This window comes from Amycolatopsis sp. w19 (assembly GCF_051373225.1).
In the GTDB taxonomy this organism is placed as follows: domain Bacteria; phylum Actinomycetota; class Actinomycetes; order Mycobacteriales; family Pseudonocardiaceae; genus Amycolatopsis; species Amycolatopsis japonica.
Genome location: NZ_JBPQFM010000014.1, coordinates 63,523 through 85,325, shown reverse-complemented (window position 1 = coordinate 85,325; position 21,803 = coordinate 63,523). Strand labels below are relative to the sequence as shown.

At 68.9% G+C, this 21,803-nt stretch carries 25 protein-coding genes; 10 read left to right on the top strand and 15 right to left on the bottom strand.

Going from position 1 to position 21,803, the window contains the following annotated elements; all coding sequences use genetic code 11:
* Positions 1 to 70 precede the first annotated feature (70 nt).
* Positions 71 to 1,234 (top strand): S8 family peptidase, encoded by a 1,164-nt coding sequence (locus ACSMFO_RS25585; RefSeq protein ID WP_436460778.1) that lies wholly within the window; start codon positions 71 to 73, stop codon positions 1,232 to 1,234.
* On the opposite strand, the gene ACSMFO_RS25580 is transcribed toward ACSMFO_RS25585, so the two are convergent.
* Positions 1,222 to 1,572 carry a hypothetical protein gene (locus ACSMFO_RS25580; protein ID WP_016332860.1) on the bottom strand — a complete coding sequence of 117 codons (351 nt, stop codon included), beginning with the start codon at positions 1,570 to 1,572 and terminating at the stop codon, positions 1,222 to 1,224. The two genes, ACSMFO_RS25585 and ACSMFO_RS25580, sit on opposite strands and share 13 nt — an antisense overlap.
* A 31-nt stretch (positions 1,573 to 1,603) precedes the next feature.
* Positions 1,604 to 2,650: a fatty acid desaturase family protein gene (locus ACSMFO_RS25575; protein ID WP_436460777.1), complete on the bottom strand. Its 1,047-nt coding sequence runs from the start codon at positions 2,648 to 2,650 to the stop codon at positions 1,604 to 1,606.
* Between the two features lie 219 nt (positions 2,651 to 2,869).
* Here ACSMFO_RS25575 and ACSMFO_RS25570 point away from each other — a divergent pair, with 219 nt between their 5' ends.
* Positions 2,870 to 3,817 carry a hypothetical protein gene (locus tag ACSMFO_RS25570; protein ID WP_436460776.1) on the top strand — a complete coding sequence of 316 codons (948 nt, stop codon included), beginning with the start codon at positions 2,870 to 2,872 and terminating at the stop codon, positions 3,815 to 3,817.
* On the opposite strand, the gene ACSMFO_RS25565 is transcribed toward ACSMFO_RS25570, so the two are convergent.
* On the bottom strand, positions 3,814 to 4,188 hold the full coding sequence (locus tag ACSMFO_RS25565; protein ID WP_436460775.1) for a nuclear transport factor 2 family protein: 375 nt from the start codon (positions 4,186 to 4,188) through the stop codon (positions 3,814 to 3,816). The two genes, ACSMFO_RS25570 and ACSMFO_RS25565, sit on opposite strands and share 4 nt — an antisense overlap.
* Positions 4,189 to 4,251: 63 nt before the next feature.
* Between ACSMFO_RS25565 and ACSMFO_RS25560 the strand changes: the two genes are divergently transcribed.
* Positions 4,252 to 5,169 (top strand): RNA polymerase subunit sigma-70, encoded by a 918-nt coding sequence (locus ACSMFO_RS25560; protein ID WP_436460774.1) that lies wholly within the window; start codon positions 4,252 to 4,254, stop codon positions 5,167 to 5,169.
* Here the strand turns inward: ACSMFO_RS25560 and ACSMFO_RS25555 are convergent.
* The 6 genes from ACSMFO_RS25555 to ACSMFO_RS25530 form a co-directional block, all read right to left on the bottom strand.
* Positions 5,160 to 5,495, bottom strand: a complete 336-nt coding sequence (locus tag ACSMFO_RS25555; protein ID WP_436460773.1) for an HIT family protein — start codon at positions 5,493 to 5,495, stop codon at positions 5,160 to 5,162. The two genes, ACSMFO_RS25560 and ACSMFO_RS25555, sit on opposite strands and share 10 nt — an antisense overlap.
* Before the next feature lie 76 nt (positions 5,496 to 5,571).
* Entirely contained in the window at positions 5,572 to 6,543 is a 972-nt protein-coding gene (locus ACSMFO_RS25550; protein ID WP_436460772.1) for an acyl-CoA dehydrogenase family protein, read from the bottom strand.
* A complete protein-coding gene (locus tag ACSMFO_RS25545) occupies positions 6,540 to 7,469 on the bottom strand; it encodes an acyl-CoA dehydrogenase family protein (protein ID WP_436460771.1) in 930 nt (309 codons plus the stop codon). The genes ACSMFO_RS25550 and ACSMFO_RS25545 overlap by 4 nt, the downstream gene beginning before the upstream one ends.
* On the bottom strand, positions 7,466 to 8,599 hold the full coding sequence (locus tag ACSMFO_RS25540) for an acyl-CoA dehydrogenase family protein (protein ID WP_436460770.1): 1,134 nt from the start codon (positions 8,597 to 8,599) through the stop codon (positions 7,466 to 7,468). The genes ACSMFO_RS25545 and ACSMFO_RS25540 overlap by 4 nt, the downstream gene beginning before the upstream one ends.
* The gene (locus ACSMFO_RS25535) at positions 8,599 to 9,432 is read right to left on the bottom strand and encodes an enoyl-CoA hydratase (protein WP_034317229.1); all 834 of its coding nucleotides are present in this window, start codon (positions 9,430 to 9,432) and stop codon (positions 8,599 to 8,601) included. The genes ACSMFO_RS25540 and ACSMFO_RS25535 overlap by 1 nt, the downstream gene beginning before the upstream one ends.
* A complete protein-coding gene (locus ACSMFO_RS25530; RefSeq protein WP_436460769.1) occupies positions 9,429 to 10,919 on the bottom strand; it encodes a FadD3 family acyl-CoA ligase in 1,491 nt (496 codons plus the stop codon). Before ACSMFO_RS25530 ends, ACSMFO_RS25535 begins: the two co-directional genes overlap by 4 nt.
* A 237-nt stretch (positions 10,920 to 11,156) precedes the next feature.
* On the opposite strand from ACSMFO_RS25530, the gene ACSMFO_RS25525 reads away from it, so the two are divergent.
* From ACSMFO_RS25525 to ACSMFO_RS25510, 4 genes are read left to right on the top strand one after another with little or no spacing between them, the layout of a single operon-like run.
* Positions 11,157 to 12,275 (top strand): acyl-CoA dehydrogenase family protein, encoded by a 1,119-nt coding sequence (locus ACSMFO_RS25525; protein WP_350583551.1) that lies wholly within the window; start codon positions 11,157 to 11,159, stop codon positions 12,273 to 12,275.
* Positions 12,272 to 13,039, top strand: a complete 768-nt coding sequence (locus ACSMFO_RS25520; protein WP_436460768.1) for an SDR family oxidoreductase — start codon at positions 12,272 to 12,274, stop codon at positions 13,037 to 13,039. Before ACSMFO_RS25525 ends, ACSMFO_RS25520 begins: the two co-directional genes overlap by 4 nt.
* Before the next feature lie 7 nt (positions 13,040 to 13,046).
* Entirely contained in the window at positions 13,047 to 13,649 is a 603-nt protein-coding gene (locus ACSMFO_RS25515) for a TetR/AcrR family transcriptional regulator (RefSeq protein WP_016332873.1), read from the top strand.
* Positions 13,642 to 14,793, top strand: a complete 1,152-nt coding sequence (locus ACSMFO_RS25510) for an acetyl-CoA C-acetyltransferase (RefSeq protein ID WP_436460767.1) — start codon at positions 13,642 to 13,644, stop codon at positions 14,791 to 14,793. The genes ACSMFO_RS25515 and ACSMFO_RS25510 overlap by 8 nt, the downstream gene beginning before the upstream one ends.
* Here the strand turns inward: ACSMFO_RS25510 and ACSMFO_RS25505 are convergent.
* Positions 14,777 to 15,919 (bottom strand): MFS transporter, encoded by a 1,143-nt coding sequence (locus ACSMFO_RS25505; RefSeq protein ID WP_436460766.1) that lies wholly within the window; start codon positions 15,917 to 15,919, stop codon positions 14,777 to 14,779. The two genes, ACSMFO_RS25510 and ACSMFO_RS25505, sit on opposite strands and share 17 nt — an antisense overlap.
* Positions 15,920 to 15,986: 67 nt before the next feature.
* Between ACSMFO_RS25505 and ACSMFO_RS25500 the strand changes: the two genes are divergently transcribed.
* The gene (locus ACSMFO_RS25500) at positions 15,987 to 16,436 is read left to right on the top strand and encodes a winged helix-turn-helix transcriptional regulator (protein WP_436460765.1); all 450 of its coding nucleotides are present in this window, start codon (positions 15,987 to 15,989) and stop codon (positions 16,434 to 16,436) included.
* A gap of 300 nt (positions 16,437 to 16,736) precedes the next feature.
* Here the strand turns inward: ACSMFO_RS25500 and ACSMFO_RS25495 are convergent, their stop codons facing one another.
* From ACSMFO_RS25495 to ACSMFO_RS25475, 5 genes are read right to left on the bottom strand one after another with little or no spacing between them, the layout of a single operon-like run.
* On the bottom strand, positions 16,737 to 18,056 hold the full coding sequence (locus tag ACSMFO_RS25495; protein WP_038515980.1) for an NAD(P)/FAD-dependent oxidoreductase: 1,320 nt from the start codon (positions 18,054 to 18,056) through the stop codon (positions 16,737 to 16,739).
* Positions 18,049 to 18,285 carry a ferredoxin gene (locus tag ACSMFO_RS25490; RefSeq protein WP_007033644.1) on the bottom strand — a complete coding sequence of 79 codons (237 nt, stop codon included), beginning with the start codon at positions 18,283 to 18,285 and terminating at the stop codon, positions 18,049 to 18,051. The genes ACSMFO_RS25495 and ACSMFO_RS25490 overlap by 8 nt, the downstream gene beginning before the upstream one ends.
* A gap of 19 nt (positions 18,286 to 18,304) precedes the next feature.
* Positions 18,305 to 18,910, bottom strand: coding sequence for a ferric reductase-like transmembrane domain-containing protein (locus ACSMFO_RS25485; protein ID WP_436460764.1), 606 nt, complete (start codon positions 18,908 to 18,910; stop codon positions 18,305 to 18,307).
* Positions 18,903 to 19,670 carry a DUF4142 domain-containing protein gene (locus ACSMFO_RS25480; RefSeq protein WP_360128613.1) on the bottom strand — a complete coding sequence of 256 codons (768 nt, stop codon included), beginning with the start codon at positions 19,668 to 19,670 and terminating at the stop codon, positions 18,903 to 18,905. Before ACSMFO_RS25480 ends, ACSMFO_RS25485 begins: the two co-directional genes overlap by 8 nt.
* Positions 19,654 to 20,214, bottom strand: a complete 561-nt coding sequence (locus ACSMFO_RS25475) for a hypothetical protein (protein ID WP_038515974.1) — start codon at positions 20,212 to 20,214, stop codon at positions 19,654 to 19,656. Before ACSMFO_RS25475 ends, ACSMFO_RS25480 begins: the two co-directional genes overlap by 17 nt.
* Positions 20,215 to 20,483: 269 nt before the next feature.
* Here ACSMFO_RS25475 and ACSMFO_RS25470 point away from each other — a divergent pair, with 269 nt between their 5' ends.
* On the top strand, positions 20,484 to 21,035 hold the full coding sequence (locus tag ACSMFO_RS25470) for a sigma-70 family RNA polymerase sigma factor (protein WP_360089619.1): 552 nt from the start codon (positions 20,484 to 20,486) through the stop codon (positions 21,033 to 21,035).
* Positions 21,032 to 21,787, top strand: coding sequence for an anti-sigma factor family protein (locus ACSMFO_RS25465; RefSeq protein ID WP_038515970.1), 756 nt, complete (start codon positions 21,032 to 21,034; stop codon positions 21,785 to 21,787). Before ACSMFO_RS25470 ends, ACSMFO_RS25465 begins: the two co-directional genes overlap by 4 nt.
* Positions 21,788 to 21,803: the final 16 nt, after the last annotated feature.

Genomic DNA, 21,803 nt, shown 5'->3' with positions numbered 1-21,803 from the left:
AAGCTGTCCTTTCCGGTGGCGTCCGCTTAGCGTTTTCGGCGGAAGCTCACCAAGGAATGGGGACAGCAACGTGAATTCTCGCAGACTGGCCGGAATCGGGTTGGCCGCCGCCGTCGTCACGGTCTTGGCAGGCGTGACGCCGGCGCAGGCGGCCGAGGGTGCGATCGTCGGCGCCGGTGCGGAAGGCGCCGTCGCCGACAGCTACATCGTCGTGCTCAAGGACGGCTCGACCGCCGACAAGCCTTCGCTGGCAAGCAAGTTCGGTGGTGCCATCGGGCGGCAGTACACGCAGGGGATCAGCGGTTTTTCGGTGGCGCTGAAGGAGCGGCAGGCCAAACGGCTCGCGGCCGACCCGGCGGTCGCCTTCGTGGAACAGAACAAGGTGCTGCGCGCCGAGGCGACGCAGACGAATCCGCCGTCGTGGGGGCTCGACCGCATCGATCAGCGCGATCTTCCGCTGGACGGAAAGTACACTTATTCGACGACCGCATCGAATGTGAACGTCTACGTTCTCGACACCGGGATCCGTGCCACGCACACCGATTTCGGCGGCCGGGTGAAGCAGGGTTACGACTTCGTCGACAATGACACCAACGCGGACGACGGGTACGGTCACGGCACCCATGTCGCGGCGACGATCGCCGGTGCGAAATACGGTGTCGCCAAGGGTGCTTCGCTGTACCCGGTGCGCGTTCTCGGCTCCGACGGAAGCGGCACGACCGCGGGGGTGATCTCGGGCGTCGACTGGATCACCAAGAACGCCAAGAAACCCGCCGTGGCCAACGCCAGCCTCGGTGGTGGCGCGTCGACCGCGCTGGACACCGCGGTGCGGAACTCCATCAAGTCGGGGGTCACCTGGACGATCGCCGCCGGCAATTCCAACGTGAACGCCGCGAGCACCTCGCCCGCGCGGGTCACCGAGGCGCTCACGGTCGCCGCGGCGGACCGCGCCGACCGCCGCGCTTCGTTCTCCAACTACGGTTCCGTGGTCGACCTGTTCGCGCCGGGCGTCTCCATCACGTCGGCCTGGAAGGACAACGACACCGCGACCTACACCGGTAACGGCACCTCGTTCGCCGCGCCGCACGTGGCGGGCGCCGCGGCGCTGTATCTCTCGTCGCACACCGGCGCCACCGCGGCGCAGGTCGCCCAGGCGCTGATCAGTGCTTCGACTCCGGGGAAGGTCACCAACCCCGGTAGTGGCAGCCCGAACCGCACGCTCTACGTCGGATAGGTTCCCTCGGGGGTGGCTCGGTCCCGGCGTTGTGCCGGGACCGAGCTCTTTCGTCCGCGGGGCCGAGGCGGGCCGAGCAGGGATCGCAAGGCCAACGGCGGCAAGGACAACAGTTGTTCGAGTTCGGCGAGCGCCCGGAGCGATTCCGGGCGTTCCGGTCTCCGTCTGCCGGACTGCCAATGGCTCAGTGTCGGCACACTGATGGAGACGCCGCGGAGTTCGAGGCGATGGCGGATCCGGTCGAGCGGGAGCCCGCTGGCCGTGATCGCCGCGCGCAGGGCCCGCGGGAACGGTTCTGGATGCAGGGTGGCGCCGGGGAAGATCTTCGGGGGCGACATGCACTGAAAGTAAGAAGCCGTATCTGGAGTGTCAACGGCGTCCGGCGGGCGTCTCAGCCGGTGAACCCGACGAAAGTCGGATCGGCTCACCCGCTTCGTGCAGGCTCCGCAACGCGAGCGCGTACGACTCGAGGAGCCCCGTCTCGTGATACGGGACGCCGATCTCCGCGCAGTATTCTTGGACGATGGGCCGGGCGCGGCGAAGATGCGGCGACGGCATACTCGGGAACAAGTGGTGCTCGATCTGGTAGTTGAGCCCGCCGAGCGCGACATCGACGACGCGGCCACCGCGGACGTTGCGTGAGGTGAGCACCTGCTTGCGCAGGAAGTCGAGTTCGGTGTCGCCGGACAGGATCGGCATCCCCTTGTGGTTCGGCGCGAAGATCGATCCCATGTAGACACCCCACAGTGCTTTGTGGACGATGAAGAAGACGAGCGCCTTGCCGGGCGAGAGGACCACGAGCAGCGCGCTGAAGTAGAGCGCGAAATGCGTCAGCAGCAAGGCCGCTTCGAGCCCGCGCCGTCGCAGACCCGGCTTCCAGACCGCGCGGATCCCGGAGAAGTGCAGGTTCAGGCCTTCGAGGGTGAGCAACGGGAAGAACAGGAACGCCTGGTAGCGGCCGATGAACCGCGGAAGTCCCTTGCTGGCCCGCGCCTGCTCCTTCGACCACACGAGGATGTCCGGATCGACGTCGGGGTCGAGGTCCTCGTGGTTCGGGTTCGCGTGGTGGCGGGTGTGCTTGTCCATCCACCAGCCGTAACTCATGCCGACACCGAGATTGCCCGCGATCCGGCCGGTGATCTCGCTCGGGCGGCGGGTCCGGAACACCTGGCGGTGCGCGAGATCGTGCGACAGCAAGGCGATCTGGCCGAACATCACCGCCTGGAACACGGCGATCCCCAGCTGCCACCAGGAATCCCCGATCGCGAAGAAGGCGATCCAGCCGCCGACGAAGAGGGTGGCGACCAGGCCGATGCGGAAGACGTAGTAGCCGGGACGGCGGTCGAGGAGGCCCGCTTCGCTGACGCGGCGGGACAGACGGGCGAAATCGCTGCCTGTGCGGAGGTTTGCGGTCACCGTTGTGAGTCTGGTTCGGGGCGGGGGCAGGGTGAATGCGGTGCGCCGGTGGGTTGGTGCGGGGGTTGGCCCTACCCTGAGGGGTGAGCGGCCCGTTCATGAAGGATTTGGGACATTCAATGTCCCAAATCCTTCATGAACGAGATCTTTTCGGCGTGACCGGACCTTTCGTGCGGGACGGAAGCCGATCTTGTCGGTGGCCTGTCGCATGGTGGCGGGGTGCGAAGAGGAACTTGGGCGTCTCACCCCCTGCTCACCGCTCCGGGCCACCCGGAGGTGGTCCGCGCGGCCGACCTCGAAGATATCGGTGTTCCGCGACGGACCATCTCCCGGCGATGCGCCGCGGGCGGGCCATGGCAGTCGCTGCTGCCCGGAATCGTGCTGACCAACAATGGAGAGCCCTCCGACGAACATCGTGGTCGCGCTGCCCTGCTCCACGGCCGTGCGGGCGCGGTGCTCACCGGAACGTATGCGCTTCGTTGCCATGGTCTGGAGCGGCTTCCGGGGAAGGACGTCGTGCACGTCCTCATTCCCGCGAGCCGTGACGTGGCCGACGTGGGCTTCGTCCGGGTGGAGCGCACCAATCGCCTGCCACGACCTCATCTGAAAGCAGGTCTGCCGATGGCCCCCGTTCCCCGTGCCGTCGTCGACACCGTGCGACGGCTCACCAACGTGGACGAGGCCCAGGCGGTGATGGCCGAAGCCGTCCAGCGCCGCTTCTGCACCCCGGAGATGCTCGCCGACGAGCTCGGCCGAGGCCGCACCGCGGGAACCGCGATGCCGAGACGAGCACTGGCCCCACTGTTGGCGGGGGCGAGATCGGTGGCGGAAGCCGACGCGTGGCGTGTCTGGCGAAGATCCGGTCTCCCGGCGGGCCGGTGGAACGTGCCGATCCACGACGCCCAGGGTGGCTACATCGCCACCCCGGATTTCTGGTGCGACGAAATCGCCTTGGCCTGGGAGATCGACTCGTTCCTGCACCACACGAGCCTCGACGACCACCGTGCCACCGTCGCCCGCAACGCCCGATACGTCGCCGCGGGAATCGTCGTGCTTCAAACGCTGCCGTCCCGGCTGCGCACCGAACCCGACAAGGTGGTCGCCGAGCTGCGGGCGGCGTTCCGCACCGCGCAAGCCCGCCCTCGTCCGCATGTCCTGGCCGCTTAGCCGTTACCCCCTGCGGCGGCCGCCCTAGCCGCATCGAAAGGAGCCCGGTCGAAAACGATCCGCAACTCCACGATCCGTCCCTCCCGCACCGTCAGCAACTCGGCCCCCGGCGCGCTCGCCACCGGCAGGGTCACGGTGTCGTACATCAGCAACGCCGTCGTCTCGTCCCCGAACGCCGAAAGCAGCGTCGACCCGGTCAGGATCTCGGTGAACGGGCCCATGAACCCGCGAAACGCCTCCGCGCCGGAGAGCGGCCCACCGGGTGTGTGGCAGACGATGTCGTCGGCGACGTAGGTCATCGCCTTCTCGAAGTCCTTGCCGGTCCACGCGCGGTGGTAGGAGAGCGCGACATCCAAGGCGGGACTGGTCATGATGGTTCCTTTCGTCGGTCTTCATCCAGTCAGACACCACCCCCGCCGCGAAAGGAACGGCCTGTGAGCACCAGGGCAACGGACGAGCAGTCGTTTCGCGAGCTCGCCGAGACGTATCGGCACGAGCTCCACCTGCACTGTTACCGGATCCTCGGCTCCCTCACCGACGCCGAGGACGCCGTCCAGGAAACACTCCTGGCCGCATGGCGAGGACTCGACGGCTTCGAGGGGCGCTCGTCGCTCCGCACTTGGCTGTACCGCATCGCCACCAACCGCTGCCTCAACGCGCTGCGGGACGCCGGCCGCCGTCGCCCACCGGAGCCGGCGCCGCCGTTCGACCCGCCTGAACCGAGTCGACGTGGCGAGATGACCTGGTTGCAGCCGTATCCGGACGAGCTCCTCGAGCGCGTCGCCGACAGCGACCCCGGTCCCGAAGCGCGCTACGGGACCAGGGAGGCGATCGAGCTCGCCTTCGTCATCGGCCTCCAGCTCCTCCCGCCGAGGCAAGCCGCCACGCTCGTCCTGCGCGACGTCCTGTGCTTCCCCGCGAGTGAGGTCGCGAGCATGCTCGGCACCACCGAGACGGCGGTCAAAGGCATCCTTCAGCGCGCCCGCGCCTCGCTCGACAAGCATCGCGAGAGCGCCGGGCACCGGCCGTCACGTCAGGAACGCGACCTGACCAGGCGGTTCGCTGACGCCTTCACCGCGGGCGACCTCGACGGTGTCCTCGGCCTGCTCACCGACGACGCCTGGCTCGCCATGCCGCCGGCGCCGCACGAGTACCACGGCCTCGAAGCGATCGCGGGTTTCCTCCGCGTCACCATGGCCGTTCCCGTGGAGGGTTTCGCCATGACGCCGGCGCGGGCGAACAACCAGCCCGCCTTCCGCTGCTGCCATGGCGAGACACCCGCCGGGCTGATGGTCCTCACCCTCGACGGGGATCGGATCCGCGCGATCACCCGGTTCCTGGATCAGAAGTAGTCAGCCAGGCGACGGCAGAGCGCGCCGATGTCCACGGCGGGCGCACCTGTCCACGAGGGACCGTCCATCCACCCGATCTCTCCGGGCGTTCCTCGATAGCGCACGAAAACGTGCTGATGGAAGTGCGCGACGCTCCGCCCGGCGATGGCGGAGAACACGTGCTCCGGAGCCAGCTCCGCCCGCAGGCCGCGAGCCGCACACCAGGCGGCAAGCGACACCGCCGACACTTCCTCCGCGGTCAGTTCGTCCAACGCCGCCACGTGCCGCCGGGTCTCCACGAACAGATACCCGGGGAACTCGCCGGGACGGTGCGACACCACGACCACGTCATCAGCCCACACGAGCGGACCGACCAAAGCACCCTCACCCCGGTGCTTGGCACAAATCGCGCACTCCACCGGATCACGCTAACGAAGGCCGCACCCGCCCGAGGTGCTCCCCAGTCGAGCCGAACAACCGCGCCGCGCCATGCGCCCGCTTGAAATACCGATGCGCCGGATGCTCCCACGTGATCGCGATCCCGCCGTGCAGCTGGATCATCTCGCCCGCCACCGTCGCCAGCGCCTCCGAACAATGCACCTTCGCCACCGCAGCCAGCCTGCTCGACTCCGGGGCCGCGTAAGCCGCCGAACGCGCGGTCTCCACCAGCACGTGGAGGTCCGCCATCCGGTGCTTCAACGCCTGGAAACCGCCGATCGGCCTGCCGAACTGGTGCCGCTGCTTGCTGTATTCCACCGTCAGCTCGAAAGCCCGCGCCGCGGCCCCTGCTTGTTCGGCGGCCAGGACGGCACAAGCCACGTCACGCAGGGCGCCGAGGTCGGCGGTGCCGAGCAGCCGGGCAGGAGCGCTCTCGAAAACCACGCGAGCCAGCCGCCGGGTTTCGTCCATCGCCGGAGTCCGCACACGCCGGGCATCGGAGACCTCGTACAGCGCGCCATCGGCCACGACCAGGAGGATCTCGGCTTCGTCACCGTAGAGGACATAGTGCGCCTCACCCTCCACCGCGGAGTCGACGACACGGCAGGCAGGCGTGTCCCAACGGCCATCGGCGTCGGTCCAGGCCACCGCGCCGACGGTGCCTTCGGCGAGGCGGGGGAGCAGGCGCTCGCAAGCCTCGTCGTTGCCGGTGGCCAGGAGGGCGTGCACGGCGAGCACGGCCGAGCCGAGGAACGGGACGTCGGCGAGCACCCGGCCCAGTTCTTCGGCGACCACCTGTAGTTCCGCCATCCCGGCGCCGAGTCCGCCGAACCGCTCGGGCACGGCCAGCGCCGCCACACCGATCTGTTCGCACAGCTCCGGCCAGGGATCCGCTTCCCGGTCGAGCAGTTTGCGGACACTGTCCCGCAGCGCGTCCTGTTCGGCGGTGAACGTCATGACAGCACCCGCTCCCGGTGGAATCGCGGCGTACCCCAGGCGCCGACCAGCGCGCGGACCCTGGTCAGGCGCAGGCCGAGCGCGTGCTCCGCGGTGTAGCCGATCGCGCCGTGCACCTGCAGCCCCGTCCGGGCGGCGAGATGCGCGGCATCGCCGCACGCCACCTTGGCCGCGGAGACGTCGCGACGGTCCAGGGTGACGGCCGCGCCGAACAGCAGCGGCTCCGCCAGCGTGAGCGCGGTCGCCACATCGGCCAGCAGATGCTTGACCGCCTGGTACCCGCCGATCTCGCGCCCGTACTGCTTGCGTTGCGCCGCATAGGCGACCGACGTGTCGAGCAGCCACCGACCCGCGCCGAGGAGTTGCGCCGCCGTGGCGAGGCAGCCCAGTTCGAACGCACGGTCCGCGTCGAGCGCCGTGCCGAGATCGTCGTCGGCCACCGGCGGGAACAGCCGCCGTGAACCGTCCACAGAGGACAGAAGGGTGCCGGGCGTGAACGCGCGCAGCCTGCCGTTCTCGACCGTCAGACGAGCGTCCGCGACGTCGGAATCCAAGGCGTACGGCACGTGTGGTGCGTACGCGACCGAAGCCAGCGTCTCACCGGACGCGACCGACGTCAGCAGCTCGTCGTCCAACAAGGACGGCAGGACGGCCACGGTGTCGGTCCACGGACCGGGAGCGCAGTGGTAACCGAGCCGTTCGAAGCCGACGGCCAGATCGACCGGTGTGGCGCCGAGACCGTCGTACTTCTCGGGGACCGCCAGCGCGGTCACGCCGAGTTCCGCCAGACGCCGCCAGATCTTGAGCCCGGGGCCCGGATCGCCCGCCGCCCAGGCGCGGTTGGCCGAGTCGGTGTCCACACCGGACAGAAGATCGTGCAGGCTGCGGGAGAACTGCTCCTGCTCACCGGTGAGTGCGAACCTCATCGAGCCCCCTTCGGCAGGCCGAGCAACCGTTCGGCGACGATGGACCGCTGGATCTGGTCGGTCCCGCCGTAGATCGGTCCCGACAGGGAGAACAGCCAGCCATCGCTCCAGCCGCCCCGCAGTTCGGCGTCCGGGCCGAGGATGTCGAGCGCGGTTTCGTGGAGTGCGACGTCGAGATGTGACCAGAACAGCTTGTTGACACTCGATTCCGGCCCGAGCTCGGCGCCGCCGGAGAGGCGGGTGACCGTGCCCAGGGTGTACAGCTGGTAGGCCCGCGCGCCGATCCACGCGTCGGCGACCCGGTCCGCGGTATGCGCGGGGCGCCCCGCCTCCTGCCAGAGTGAGACGAGCCGGTCGGCCGCGGCGAGGAACCGGCCGGGGCTGCGCAAGGACAGGCCGCGTTCGTTGTTCGCCGTGGTCATCGCGACCCGCCAGCCCTCACCCGGCGTGCCGATCACGTCCTCGTCGGGGACGAAGACGTCGTCGAAGAAGATCTCGGCGAACCCCGGTTCGCCGTCCAGCTGGGGGATCGGCCGCACGGTGACCCCTTCGGCCCGCAGATCCACCATCAGATAGGTGAGTCCCTTGTGCCGCACCGACTCCGGGTCGCTGCGGAACAGGCCGAACGCGCGATCGGCGAACGTCGCCCGCGAGCTCCACGTCTTCTGCCCGCTGACCCGCCAGCCGCCGTCGCAGCGGGTCGCGGTGCTCCGGAGGGCGGCGATGTCGCTGCCCGCCTCGGGTTCCGACCACGCCTGCGCCCAGACCTCCTCCGAGCGCGCCATCTTCGGCAGGATCCTGGCCTGCTGTTCTTCCGTGCCATGGGAGAACAGCGTGGGCGCGAGCATGAAGATGCCGTTCTGGTTGACCCGCAACGGCGCTCCCGCCGCGTAGTACTCCTCCTCGAACAGCACCCACTCCAAGAGGCTCGCGTCCCGGCCGCCGAACTCACGCGGCCACGAGACGACCGACCAGCGGGCGTCGGCCAGCCGGGACTCCCACTCGCGGTGCTGAGCGAATCCTTCGGCGGTGTCGAACGATTTCAAGGGTTCGGCGGGGACGTTCGCGGCGAGCCAGGCGCGGGCTTCGTCACGGAAGGCGAGTGTCCGCTCGTCCAGGTCCAGGTTCATCACGAACTCGCGTCCCGCATCGAGCGCGCGTCCTGCCCGCCCAGCGAGTCGCCGCCGGAGACCTCGGCGTTGTGCGCGTGCGCGAAGTGATGGAGCCCGAACACGGAGTCCATTCCGGACCGGAGACCCATCAGATCCTCGGCCTGGTTGACGGCCTTCTTGGCGAGCGCGAGCCCCATCCGCGGCATCACCGCGATTTTCTCCGCCAGCGCCATCGTCTCGGTTTCGAGGTCGGCGCGGGGGACGACGCGGTTCAGCATGCCCCATTCCTTGGCCTGCTGCGCCGTGAAGCGCTCACCGGTGAACAGCACCTCCTTGGCCGCGCGCGGACCGAGGACCCAGGGATGCGCGAAGTACTCGACGCCGGGAATTCCCATCCGCACCACGGGATCGGCGAAGAACGCGTCGTCGGAGGCGACGATCATGTCGCATACCCACGCCAGCATCAGCGCCCCCGCGATGCACGCGCCCTGCACGCTCGCGATGGTCGGCTTCGGGATCTCGCGCCACCGGCGGCACATGCCGAGGTAGACCTCGGACTCGCGGGCGAACCGCTGATCACCGCCCTCGGCGCCGACGTGGTCCCACCACAGCACCGCCTTGCGTTCGAACGAGACGTCCACGTCGCGTTCCGGTGTCCCGATGTCGTGCCCGGCGGAGAAATGCTTGCCCGCGCCGGCCAGCACGATCACCTTGACCTCGGGATCGTCGACGGCGCGGGTGAACGCGGCGTCGAGCGCGTAGGTCATCGCCGAGTTCTGCGCGTTCCGGTACTCCGGCCGGTTCATCGTGACGACGGCCACCGGCCCGCGCCGCTCGTACTCGACGGTCATCCGTTCTCCTCCCGCAACACGCGTTTCAGTACCTTCCCCGACAGGTTTCGCGGAAGCTCCGCCACGAAGTCGACAAATCGAGGAGTCTTGTAGTTGGCCAACTGGCCTTCGCAATGGGTAAGTACGTCCTCTGTGGACAGTGAAGCCTCAGGGGCGAGCCGGATGAACGCCTTGCCGACCTCGCCGAGCCGTTCGTCCGGCACACCGACGACGGCGGCTTCGGCGACCCCGGCCAGGCGGCTCAGCACTTGCTCGACCTCGGCCGGGTAGACGTTGAAGCCGCCGCAGACGTACATGTCCTTGATCCGGTCGACGATCTTCAGATACCCGCGTTCGTTCAGCACGCCGACGTCGCCGGTGTGCAGCCAGCCGTCGGCGTCGACGGCCTTCGCGGTGGCGTCCGGATCGTCGAGATAGCCGAGCATCACGTTGGGCCCGCGCAGCAGGACTTCGTCGTGCTCGCCGAGTTTCACCTCGAAGCCGGCCGTCGCGCGGCCGGAGAAGTTCGCCACCAGTTCGACGTCGTCCTCGGGGCGCGACATCGTGGCCACCACCGCTTCGGTGAGGCCGTATGCGGTGAGCACCGTGTCGATGTCCAGGCCCGTCCGCATCCGCTCGACGAGCGTGACCGGCACGGTGGCGGCACCGGTGACCGCGAGCCGGAGGCTGGAGAGGTCGTGGTTCCCGCGTTCGGGCGCCTCCAGGAGTACCTGGTAGATCGTGGGCGCGCCGGGCAGCACGGTGATCCGCTCGGTTTCGATGAGCCGCAGGGTCTCGCGGACGTCGAAGGTGCGCTGGGGCAACAGGGTCGCGCCCCGCAGCACGGCGGCGAGAATGCCCGCCTTGTACCCGAAGCTGTGGAAGAACGGGTTGATCACGAGGTACCGGTCTTCTTCGGTCAACCCGCCGCGCTCGGCCCAGGCTTCGGCGACGCTCAATGCCTGCCGGTGGCTGCTCATCGCGCCCTTGCTGCGGCCGGTGGTCCCGGAGGTGAACAGGATGTCGCTGACGTCGCGGGGCTGTGCGGGACTCACGAAATCGCTGTCGAGACCGGAGAGTGCGTCCCATTCCGTGACGCCGTTGACGGGCTCCTCGGGGCCTTCGACAGGGATGCGCACCACGGTGCCCGGGCGAGCGGAACCGAGGTCCGCCAGCCGGTCCGTGCCGAGGAACGTGCCGGTGATCGCCAGCGCGGAAACCTTCGCGCGTTCGAGGATATCGACGGTTTCGCGCGCGGTGAAGCGGGTGTTGACCGGGATCAGCGTCGCGCCGGCGTACAGCGCGCCGAGCCCGGCGACGACCCAATGCCAGGTGTTGGGGGAACAGATCGCGACCCGTTCGTGGCCCTCGAAGAACCGCGCGGTCTGCCGCACCCGGCGGGCGAGTTCGGCATAGGTGAGCCGGACTTCGCCGTCGACCAGCGCTTCCCGGCCGGCGAAGCGCTCCGCGGCCCTGTCGAGCGCCGCCGGGATGGTCCCTTCGGACATCGAGCCTCCCTGTTGTCCGCCAGTCTGCGCGCGTCCGCGATCGTGTCGCCAGGGCGGGCATGGCGGAATCCCACTTCGTCGACCAATGTGCCCTGCCGCCCCGATCGCGGGGCCTGCCGGCCGGGGCGCGCGCTCTGTTGTCACCTGGATGCAGCGGAGTCGGATTCCTCTCTCCCTAGCAAGTGCTTGGTAGGGTAGCCTACGCAGCAGGCTCTGGTTTGGCTAGAGGAGGCAGGCGTGGCTCAGGACGGTTTCCGTGACCGTGTGCGCACCTGGCTGGCGGAGAACCTGCCGCCGGAACTGCGCGGTTCGGGCGGTCCGGGGCGGGAACACGAGGCCTTCGACGAACGCGTGGAATGGGAGCGCCGGCTCGCGGCAGCGGGCTGGACCTGCGTCGGCTGGCCGGTCGAGCACGGCGGCCAGGGCGCGACGCTCGACCAGCAGGTCGTCTTCCACGAGGAGTACGCGCGAGCGAATGCCCCGGCGCGAGTGAGCCATCTCGCGCAAGAACTCCTCGGCCCCACGCTCATCGCGTTCGGCACGCCGGAACAACAGAAGCGGTTCCTTCCGCCGATCGTGGCCGTCGAAGAACTGTGGTGCCAAGGCTATTCCGAACCCGGCGCCGGTTCCGATCTCGCCGCCGTGGCGACCACGGCGACCCTCGAAGGCGACGAGTGGGTGCTGAACGGCCAGAAGGTGTGGACGTCCCTCGCGCACGTCGCCGACTGGTGTTTCGTCCTCGCCCGCACCGAGCCCGGCTCGAAACGCCACAAAGGACTGTCCTATTTGCTCGTCCCGATGAACCAGCCCGGCGTCGAGGTCCGGCCGATCCAACAGCTCACTGGGACTTCCGAGTTCAACGAGGTCTTCTTCGACGGCGCCCGCACGGCGAAAGACCTCGTGGTCGGCGAACCCGGCGACGGCTGGCGCGTGGCGATGGGCACCCTCGCCTTCGAACGTGGCGTCGCGACGCTCGGGCAGCAGGTCGGCTTCCGCCGGGAACTCGAAGAACTCACCAGGATCGCACCGGACGACCCGGTGATCGCCGAACGGATCGACCGCGCCTGGGTGGGCCTGGAGGTCATGCGGGCGCAGGCGATCCGCACTCTGGGCGACTCGTCGCCGGGTGTGGCGGAAGTGTCCAAACTGGTCTGGGCGAACTGGCATCGCGACCTCGGGGAGCTCGCGATGCTCGTCCGCGGCGCGCGGGGAATGCTCGCGGAAGACGGGCTCGACGCCTGGCAACGGCTCTTCCTCTTCACCCGCGCCGACACGATCTACGGCGGCTCCAACGAGATCCAGCGCAACGTCATCGCCGAGCGGGTGCTCGGCCTGCCAAGGGAGGTACGTCCGTGATCCCGGTGCCGAAGTACCCCGAGGGGGCGAATCTCCTGCGGGACAAGGTGGTCGTGGTGACGGCGGCGGCCGGCACCGGGATCGGTTCCGCGGTGGCGAAACGCGCGATGGAAGAAGGCGCCCGCGTCGTGATCAGCGACTGGCACGAGCGGCGGCTGGGCGAGAAGGCCGCCGAACTCGGTGACGTCCACGCGATCCCTTGCGACGTCACGCAGGAAGATCAGGTACAGGCGCTCATCGACGGCGCCGCCGCGCACTACGGCCGGATCGATGTGCTCATCAACAACGCCGGTCTCGGCGGAACCAAGTCCATTGTGGACATGGCCGACGACGAATGGGCGCGGATCATCGACGTGACCCTCAACGGCACGTTCCGCGCGACCAGGGCCGCGGTGAAGCGGTTCATCGCCCAAGGCGACGGCGGGGTGATCGTCAACAACGCGTCGGTGATCGGCTGGCGCGCGCAGGCCGGGCAGGCCCATTACGCGGCCGCGAAGGCGGGTGTCATGGCGCTCACCCGGTGTTCGGCCGTCGACGTCGCCGAACACGGCATCCGGGTCAACGCGGTCGCGCCGAGCCTGGCGATGCATCCGTTCCTGGCCAAGGTGACCAGCGACGAACTGCTCACCGAACTCACCGCGCGCGAGGTCTCGGGGAGGGCGGCGGAACCGTGGGAAGTGGCGAATGTGATGGTGTTCCTCGCCAGTGAGTACTCGTCGTACCTCACCGGCGAGGTCGTGTCCGTGAGTTCCCAGCATGCGTGAGGTAGCGATGAAAGCCAGCCCAGGGTCCCGCCGCGCCGAACTGCTCGCCCTGGCGGCGAAGCTGTTCGCCGAACGCGGGTACGTCTCCACGACCGTGCGGGACATCGCGGACGCGGCGGGCATCCTTTCGGGCAGTCTCTACCACCATTTCGACTCGAAGGAGTCGATGGCCGACGAGATCCTCACCGGATTCCTCGACGAACTCTTCGGCGCCTACGCCGAGATCGTCGCGGAAGGGAAAGGCCCGCGGGAAACGCTCGAAGCCGTCGTCGTGGCGTCGTTCGAATCCATTCACCGGCGGCCCGCCGAGGTGGCGATCTACCAATCCGAGGCGAAGCATCTCATGCAGTTGCCGCGGTTCGGCTACCTCAACGACCGCAACACCGAATTCCGCAAACTGTGGAACGGGATCCTCACCGACGGCATCGCGGCCGGCGTGTTCCGCGAGGACCTCGACGTCGAACTGACCTACCGGTTCATCCGCGACACCGTCTGGGTGGCGGTGCGCTGGTACAACCCCGGCGGCACGCTGAGCGCGGACGACGTCGCGCAGCAATACCTCGGGATCCTGCTGGACGGCATCGCGACGAAGAGGAGGCGGCGTGGCTGAAGCTTATGTCCTGGACGCGGTCCGGACCCCGGTCGGCAAACGCGGGGGAGCGCTCAGCGGTGTCCATTCCGCCGACCTCGGCGCCCACGTCATCCAGGCCGTCGTCGAGCGAACGGGGGTCGAGGCCGACCTGGTCGACGACGTCATCCTCGGCTGTTGCGACACGCTCGGACCGCAGTCCGGGAACATCGCGCGCACGGCCTGGCTCGCCGCGGGTTTCGGGCACCACGTGCCGGGTGTGACGATCGACCGGCAGTGCGGTTCGAGCCAGCAGGCCGTGCACTTCGCCGCGCAGGCCGTGCTGTCCGGGACGATGGACCTCGTCCTCGCCGGCGGCGTGCAGAACATGAGCGCCATCCCGATCAGCGCGGCGATGCTGGCCGGGCGCGAGTACGGCTTCGAAGACCCGTTCTCCGGCTCGAAGGGCTGGCAGGAGCGGTACGGCAGCGTCGAGGTCTCGCAGTTCCGCAGTGCCGACATGATCGCCGAACACTGGGATCTGACCCGCGAGGCGATGGAGGAGTTCGCCTTCCGCAGCCATCGGCGCGCGATCGCCGCCATCGACGAAGGCCGCTTCGCCGCCGAGATCGCTCCGTTCGCCGGTGCCGCCCTGGACGAGGGGCCCAGGCGCGACACCAGCTTGGAACGGATGGCGGGGCTCAAGCCGCTGAGCGAGGGTTCGCGCATCACCGCGGCCGTGGCCGGCCAGATCTCGGACGGCGCCAGCGCGGCCCTCATCGCGTCGGAGAAGTTCGTCGAGGAGCACGGGCTCACCCCGCGCGCCAGGATCCACCACCTTTCCGTGCGGGCGGCCGATCCGGTGTGGATGCTGACCGGGCCCATCCCGGCGACCGCGCACGCGCTGCGGAAGACCGGGCTGAGCATCGACGACATCGACCTGTTCGAGGTCAACGAGGCGTTCGCGAGTGTCGTCCTGGCGTGGATCGAGGAAACCGGCGCCGATCCGGACCGCGTCAACGTCAACGGCGGCGGGATCGCGCTCGGCCATCCCATCGGGGCGACCGGGACGAAACTGTTCGCGACCCTGCTGCACGAACTCGAACGGCGGGGCGGCCGCTACGGGTTGCAGACGATGTGCGAGGGCGGCGGCACGGCGAACGTCACCATCATCGAGCGGCTTTGACACCCCACACGGCTAGTGCCGACGCGCTGAACAGCGCGCCGAGCAGGCAGACGCCCGTCCAGCCGGCGACGGCGTAGACGGCGGTCGAGCCGATGGCGCCCAGGCCGCTGCCGACGGAGTAGAAGATCATGTAGCCGCCGATCAACCTGCTTCCGGCATCCGGCCGGAGCGGGTAGATCAGGGTCTGGCTCGTGACGTGCACGGCCTGGACGGCGAGGTCGAGCAGGATCGCGCCGACCGCCAGCGCCCACAGTGACGTGCGGGTGAAACCCAGCGGTATCCAGGAAAGCAGGAGCAGGCCGAGCGCGAGCCCGGTCGTCCATCGAGCCCTCCCGCGATCGGCGAGCCGTCCCGCCGGGGCCGCCGCCAGCGCGCCCGCGGCCCCGGCCAGCCCGAACGCGCCGATGGCGGTGTGGGACAGGCCGTCTTCGCTGAGCGGCAAGGCGACCGAGCTCCACAACGTGCCGAACGCGGCGAAGATCAGCAACGCCAGTATTCCGCGCGTCCGGAAGACGGGCTCCTCGGCGAAGAGGGACAACGTGGACCGGAGCAACCGCCCGTAGTTCATGGTCTTTCCGCCTGCCGTGGCGGGAAGGATGCGATACAGCACGATCGCGATCACCACCGTCACCGCGGCGGACACGACGTACACCGCGCGCCAGCCGGCGAGGTCGGCCAGCGTGCCGGACACCGTGCGCGCGAGCAGGATCCCGAGGACGACGCCGGTCGTCACGAGACCGACCACGCGTCCGCGTTCGGCGGGCGCGGCCAGCGACGCCGCGAACGCGACCAGGAGCTGCGTGACCACCGCGAGCACGCCGATCGCCGCCATCCCGGCGAACAGCGTCAAGCCGTTCACGGCGGTCGCGGCGACCAGCTCGGCGATCGCCAGCAGCGTCAGCAGACCGGCGACGAGCCGCCGCCGGTCGAGCAGGTCGCCGAGCGGGACCAGGAGGAACAGGCCGAGGCCGTAGCCGAGCTGGGTGAGCGTGACGATGCCGCCGACGGTCGAGGAGGCGATACCGAGCTCGGTGCCCATGGTGACGAGCAACGGCTGGGCGAAGTAGATCGTGGCGACGGCCGTCCCGGCGGCCACGGCGAACAACAGGACGACACCGCGATGCACAGACCCTCCAGATGGTTGCAACTTGCTACCACCTGACGGTAGGGCACTGCGGTTGTAAGATGCAACCATGGTCAAGCGGACGACGTTCGACGAAGCCTCCTGCCCGGTGGCGCGCTCGGTCGACACGATCGGCGACTGGTGGTCGCTCCTGATCGTGCGAGACGCCTTCGACGGTGTGCGCCGCTTCGGGGAGTTCCAGCGCAGCCTGGGCGTCGCGAAGAACATCCTGTCCGCGCGGCTACGGGCGCTCGTCGGGCACGGTGTGCTCGAAGTGGTCCCGGCTTCGGACGGGAGCACGTACAGCGAGTACGTCCTGACACCGAAGGGGCGAGACCTGTTCCCGGTGATCGTCGCGCTGCGGCAATGGGGCGAGGCGCATTTCTTCGCCGCCGGGGAGGCGCGGTCGGAACTGGTGGACCGCGACGGCGGGCTTCCGTTGCGGCGCCTGGAGATCCGGGCCGCGGACGGGCGCCTGGTCGGACCGGACGACACCGTCGTCGTGAAGCCGTCTTCGTGAGCTGAAGGGGACTTTCCCCGCATGCGATGCGGGGAGAGCGCCCTTCGCCGCGTGTAATGAGGGGAAAGTCCCCTTCGGCCGCCGTAGATCGGGGCCCTCCCAGGTGAGTCAAGCCTGGAAGGGCCCCGACCGGAGACGGGGAGCCCGGAGGGCGGTACCCGACGGAGCCCGAATCACCGTCGGGCCGGATACCTCCCGGCGTCCCCAGGGGTGGCGGTGGGTGCGGAGGCCCAGCTGCCCACCGCCACCTGAGGGGACCGCGGCCGCCGCGCGCGGCCCCGGTCCGTTCGCGCTCCCGGGTCACCCGGCGGGAACGCGAGCCCAGGGCATCCTTTCCGGCGCCGGAACGGCCTCGGTCGGGGTCTCGGACAGGAAGTCCCGTTCGAACGGGGCGAGGATGTCCTCCCCGATCGGCGTGTCCGCCGGCGAAGGAGCGGGCGCGGGGAACACCGGCTCGGGCACCGGCAGCCGCCGGTCGAGTTCGGCGGTCCAGTGGATCATCGCCTTCGGCCGGTCCCAGCCCGCCGCGCCGATCAGCCTGCCGTCGCGGACGAAACCGGTGACGCCGTCGGAAAGTTCGATCGTGTCCTTGCCCAGCGAGGGCATCCCGACGGTCTGCAACCGCGCGTCGTAGAGGGACGACCAGGCGCGGGGGAGCGGCGTGTACGGCCGCGCGTTGCCGCGGCCCAGCATCAGGCTTTCCGCCGCCGCGCGCCCGGATTCGACGCCGTTCATCCAATGCTCGACCCGCCGGGGGGTCTCGTCGATCCGCAGGTTCGGCCATTTCGCGACGTCACCGGCGACCACGACGTCCTCCGCCCCGGTGGCGAACAGGGTCGCTTCGCAGAGCACGCCGTCGTCGATGGTCAGCTCCGAGCCGCGCAGCCAGTCGACGGCCGGCACGCTGCCGATCGAAAGCACCACGCAGCTGGCCACCAGGAACTGGTTGTTGGTCAGGTGCAGGCCGACCGTCTCCTTGGTGCTGATCCAGTTCCGCACCTCGGTGTTCATCGCCAGCTTCGCGCGATGGTGCTGATGCTCCTTGGTGAGCGCCGACGCGATCCGCTCCCCGAAGCGGTGCAAAGGCGCCTTCGCGTGGCCGATGAGCGTGACGTCCCGGCCCATGTACCGCATCGACGCGGCGAACTCGTTCCCGATCAGGCCGCTGCCGATCACCACGACGGATTTGTTGCTGTTGCCCAAAGCCCGCCGGACGGCCAGTGAATCCTCCACGGTGCGCAGCACCCGGACCCGGGGGTCGTGGCGCGGCGAGCCGGGGAGATGCCGGGGATAGACGCCGGTCGCGATGATCAACCCGTCGTACCACAGGGATTCCCCGCCCGGCAGGTGCACCGTGCGCTCCTTGCTGTCCAGCCAGGTCGCGCGGGTGCCGAGCCGCCAGTGGACGTCCAGGTCCAGGTACGGCTCCAGGCTCGCGGCCACCGGTTTCACCCCGCCGGTGACGAGCTCCTTCGACACCATCGGCCGGTGGTACGGCTTCCGCGGCTCGTCGCCGACCAGCACGATCTCGCCGTCGAAACCGAGCTCCCGCAACCGTTCCGCGGAGCGGAGCCCGGCGACGCCCGCGCCGACGATGACGATCCGATCTCCGTCACTCATCGTCGTACGCTCCTTCTCCCTTGACTCTGATGGCCTGTTTCGGGCAGAGCCGCGCGGCGGAGATGGCCTGGTCCAGCCCGTCCCGGTCGACCATCCGGCGGATGCGGAGCTTGCCGTCCGGCCCGATCTTGAAGGTGGACGGCGCCTCCATCTCGCAGAAGCCGAAGATCTCGCACCGCTCGTTGTCGACGCTGACGCGGGTGCCACGCCGTATGCTTCCGAAGATCATCTTTCGTCTCTCCAAGTCTTCAGACCAGCTCTTCGACCAGGCCAAGGCGTTCCAGGTACCGGGTCGGCGTGAACCGCAGCGCGGTCAGCAGTATTACGGGGACCAGCAGGGTGATCCCGCCGAACCACAGCAGGCCGAGATGTCCGTTGGCCATGGCGCCGAAGAACGAATGCAGCGCGGTGATCCCGACCGCCGGATAGGCGAGGCGGTGGATCCACAGGAAGCGCCGATAGGAACTGAACCGGCTGATCCCGCCGGTCAGCGCGACGGCGATCATGACCTCGAGCCCGACGACGCCGAGTTCGTGCCGCGCCAAGGTGCCGGGCAGGAGCGGGATCGAGATCTGCGCCAGGGTGAAACCGTCGGGCAGGAACAGGAACGACATCGCGTGCACGACGCCGAACGACAGCGTCAGGATGCCGAGCACCATATGCGAGTTGCGCAGCGCCTTCCGCCCGGTCAGCGACTTGATCCAGCCGGTCGCGGTGAACACGCCCCAGCACAGGGTGAGGCACATGAAGCCGTACGAGATCCGGGCGGAGGTCTGCGCCATGCCCTTGATGCCGGGGTCGGTGTCCGATTTCTGGGTCAGCACGATCACCACCTCGGACCACTGGTCATACATTGATCTCTCCTGGGGCACTGGGAACCGGATCCGGTTCGGGGACGGCCGCGCGGTTGCGGGTCCGGGTGTTCTTGCTGCGCAGGGCCCGCACGGCGAGGAACAGTCCACCGCCGATGGCCACCGCGAGCAGGAGGCCGAGCGCGAAGTCGCCGAAACCGACGTCCATCGCGGCGTTGGCCGAATTCGACTGCGGCACCGGCGCTTCCGGCATCAGCGACTGGTCGACGAGGCCGGTGCTCTCCAAGAGCGTCATATGCCGCAGCACCGCCTGGTTGGCCGTGGTGGCGTAATCACGGACGACGTCGTTGCGGGTACCGGCCCTGACCTGCGCGATGATGGGGAACAGCACACCGTGCGCGTACCGGAGCCGGTTGGCGAAGATCCGGTCGAACTCGGTGTCGTCGCGGGCGGCCTTCATCTCGCCGAGCCAGGCGGACTGCTGATCCGACGGCTCGGCCGGCAAGGCGATGCCGAACCGGTCGGCGATGGCGTGCGTCGCGGTGTCGAGCCTGCCGTGGTCGATCATCAATGTCCGGCCGACTTCGCGGGTGCGCTTGCTCTTCCCGCGTTCCTGCGCCCACATCCCGGCGGGCATTTCCCACAGCCCGGCCAGTTTGACGTTGACGATCAGGTTCTTGTCCGCCGCGGAGAGTTCTTGGGCGTGCGCGTCGCCGACGGGCCCGAAAAGGCTCACCGCGGCCGCGATCAGCAGGACGAGCAGCGGGCGGACGGGTCTGGGGAGATCAGATGCCGAGGTCATCGGCCTGCCAGGTCTCGGCGGTGAGCAGCACCTTCGTCCCGTCCGGCTTGGCGGGGAACCACGCGTCGTCGACGCCCTGCCCGCCGGTGTTGCCGGGCATCGCGTCCTTGGCGTTGCGGTAGAGCGGCCAGCCCGCGAGCGTGACCTGCTCGGTGCCGTCGTCCCTGGTCACGGTGCCGACCAGGGCGCGATCGATCCCGGTCACCACGAGATCTGGGCCGGCCTTGGCGGGAATCCAGGTCCGCGCACAGGTTTCGGCGCAATTCGATTTGGGCGGATTCACCGTGTCCTTGTCGTAGCGGTAAAGCGTGAAGCCGCTGGTGTCGGTGACGATCGGCCCGAGGTCGAACAGGATCGCCGCCGTGACACCGGGGGCGGGTTCGGCCGCGGGGTCGGGCATTCCCGGGATCTGCGCGGTGCCCGCGGTCGAGGCCGCGCCGGGAGAGCCGTTCGGTCCCGCGGTACCGGTGGTGCAGGCGGCGGTCAGCGCGACCGCGGCCAGGACGAGGGGCAGAGGTATGACCGAGCGTGACACGGGGTTCACGGAAATCCTCCTGTCGGGGCAGAGGAGAACGCCATCACCGCGGGGAGATGGTGTGCAGGCAGGTTTAACTCCACTGTGGACATTCAAGAGGGACATCCATGATCCACAGTGGATTCGGCGGTGCGGGGGCAGCGCCGGGTCGGGGTCTTCGGTAGGGGATACGGTCACGGGGAGGGAACGGTTCAAAAAACTTTCCCCCGTGCGATGAACCGGGCCGGAACGGTTTTGGTACTGGACTTATCGCCCCTGATCCCACAAAGATGTGCCGCGTGGGACGCCACTCTCGGATACTGCAGCCAATTGTCGATCATGAACCCGCGTCGAACGGGCATGACGACCTCGTCAGGGCGTTGTACCAGGAGTTCGGATCGAGCCTGATGGCGTTCGTGCTGAAGCTGACCGGCCACGATCGCCAGTGGGCCGAGGACGTGGTCCAGGAGACGCTCATCAAGGCGTGGCGCAACGCCGGCAAACTCGACCGGCAGCCGGAAATGCTGCGCGCGTGGCTGTTCACCGTGGCCAGGCGCATCGTCATCGACGGCTGGCGGAGCCGGAGCGCCCGCCCTCAAGAGGTGGAGGAACTGGAGTCGGATTCGATCGGAGTGCCGGACGAATCGGAGAAGACGCTCGCGGCCATGATCGTTTACGAGGCCCTGCGCAATCTTTCCCCGGAACAACGTGAAGCCGTCCAGCAGACCTACCTGCGTGACCGCACCGTGAACGAGGTCGCGGCGACGCTGGGGGTTCCGCCGGGTACGGTGAAATCGCGGATCCACCACGCTGTGCGCGCGCTGCGCAGGGCGCTGCAGGAGCGGGGGTGAGCGAGGTGTCCGGAGCCGTCCACACGGATATCGCCGCCTACGTGCTGGGCGTCCTCGGCGAGGAGGATCACGCCAGGTTCGAGGCGCATCTGCTGGAGTGCCCCGAATGTCAGGTCGAGCTGGTGGAGATGTACCACCTGCCCGACATCCTGGACATGGTCAAGAAGAGCTGGCCGGATCCGCCCGTGAAAGGCCCTGGCCCCCGGGTGCTGCGGATGCTGCTCGCGGACGCCGCCAAGGCGGGCCGCCGGCGCAAGGTCGTCCGGCTGGCGACGGCGGCTGCCGTGCTCGTGCTCGTCGTCGGTGGACCGCTCACGGTGCTTTCGCTCACCGATCGTGAGCCGGTCGTCACGCAGGCCGCGCCTTCCGTCGTGACCTCGGTGGTGCCGTCCCCGTTGTCGTCACGGGAACGCGAGGCGGGCCCGGACGGCGGCGCCGCCCCGTTCGGCTGGTCCGAGGCGGGCAACGCCGTCGCGGCCGAGGTCACGGTGCAGGAGAAGGAGTGGGGCTCCGCGGTCGAGCTCGAACTGCGCGGCCTCATCGGGCCGATGACCTGCCAGCTTTTCGCCTACTCCCACGGCGGAGAGGCCTACGTCGTCAACAACTGGAGCGTGCCGTCCAAGGGGTACGGCGTGCCGGGTTCCCCGGATCCCCTCGTGATCACCGGTTCGACGGCGTTGCAGAAGGCCGACATCGAACGGTTCGAGGTGCACAAGCGGGATGGCACCGTGCTGGCCGTCGTGCGCCGGTAAGCCACGAGCCGTCCGC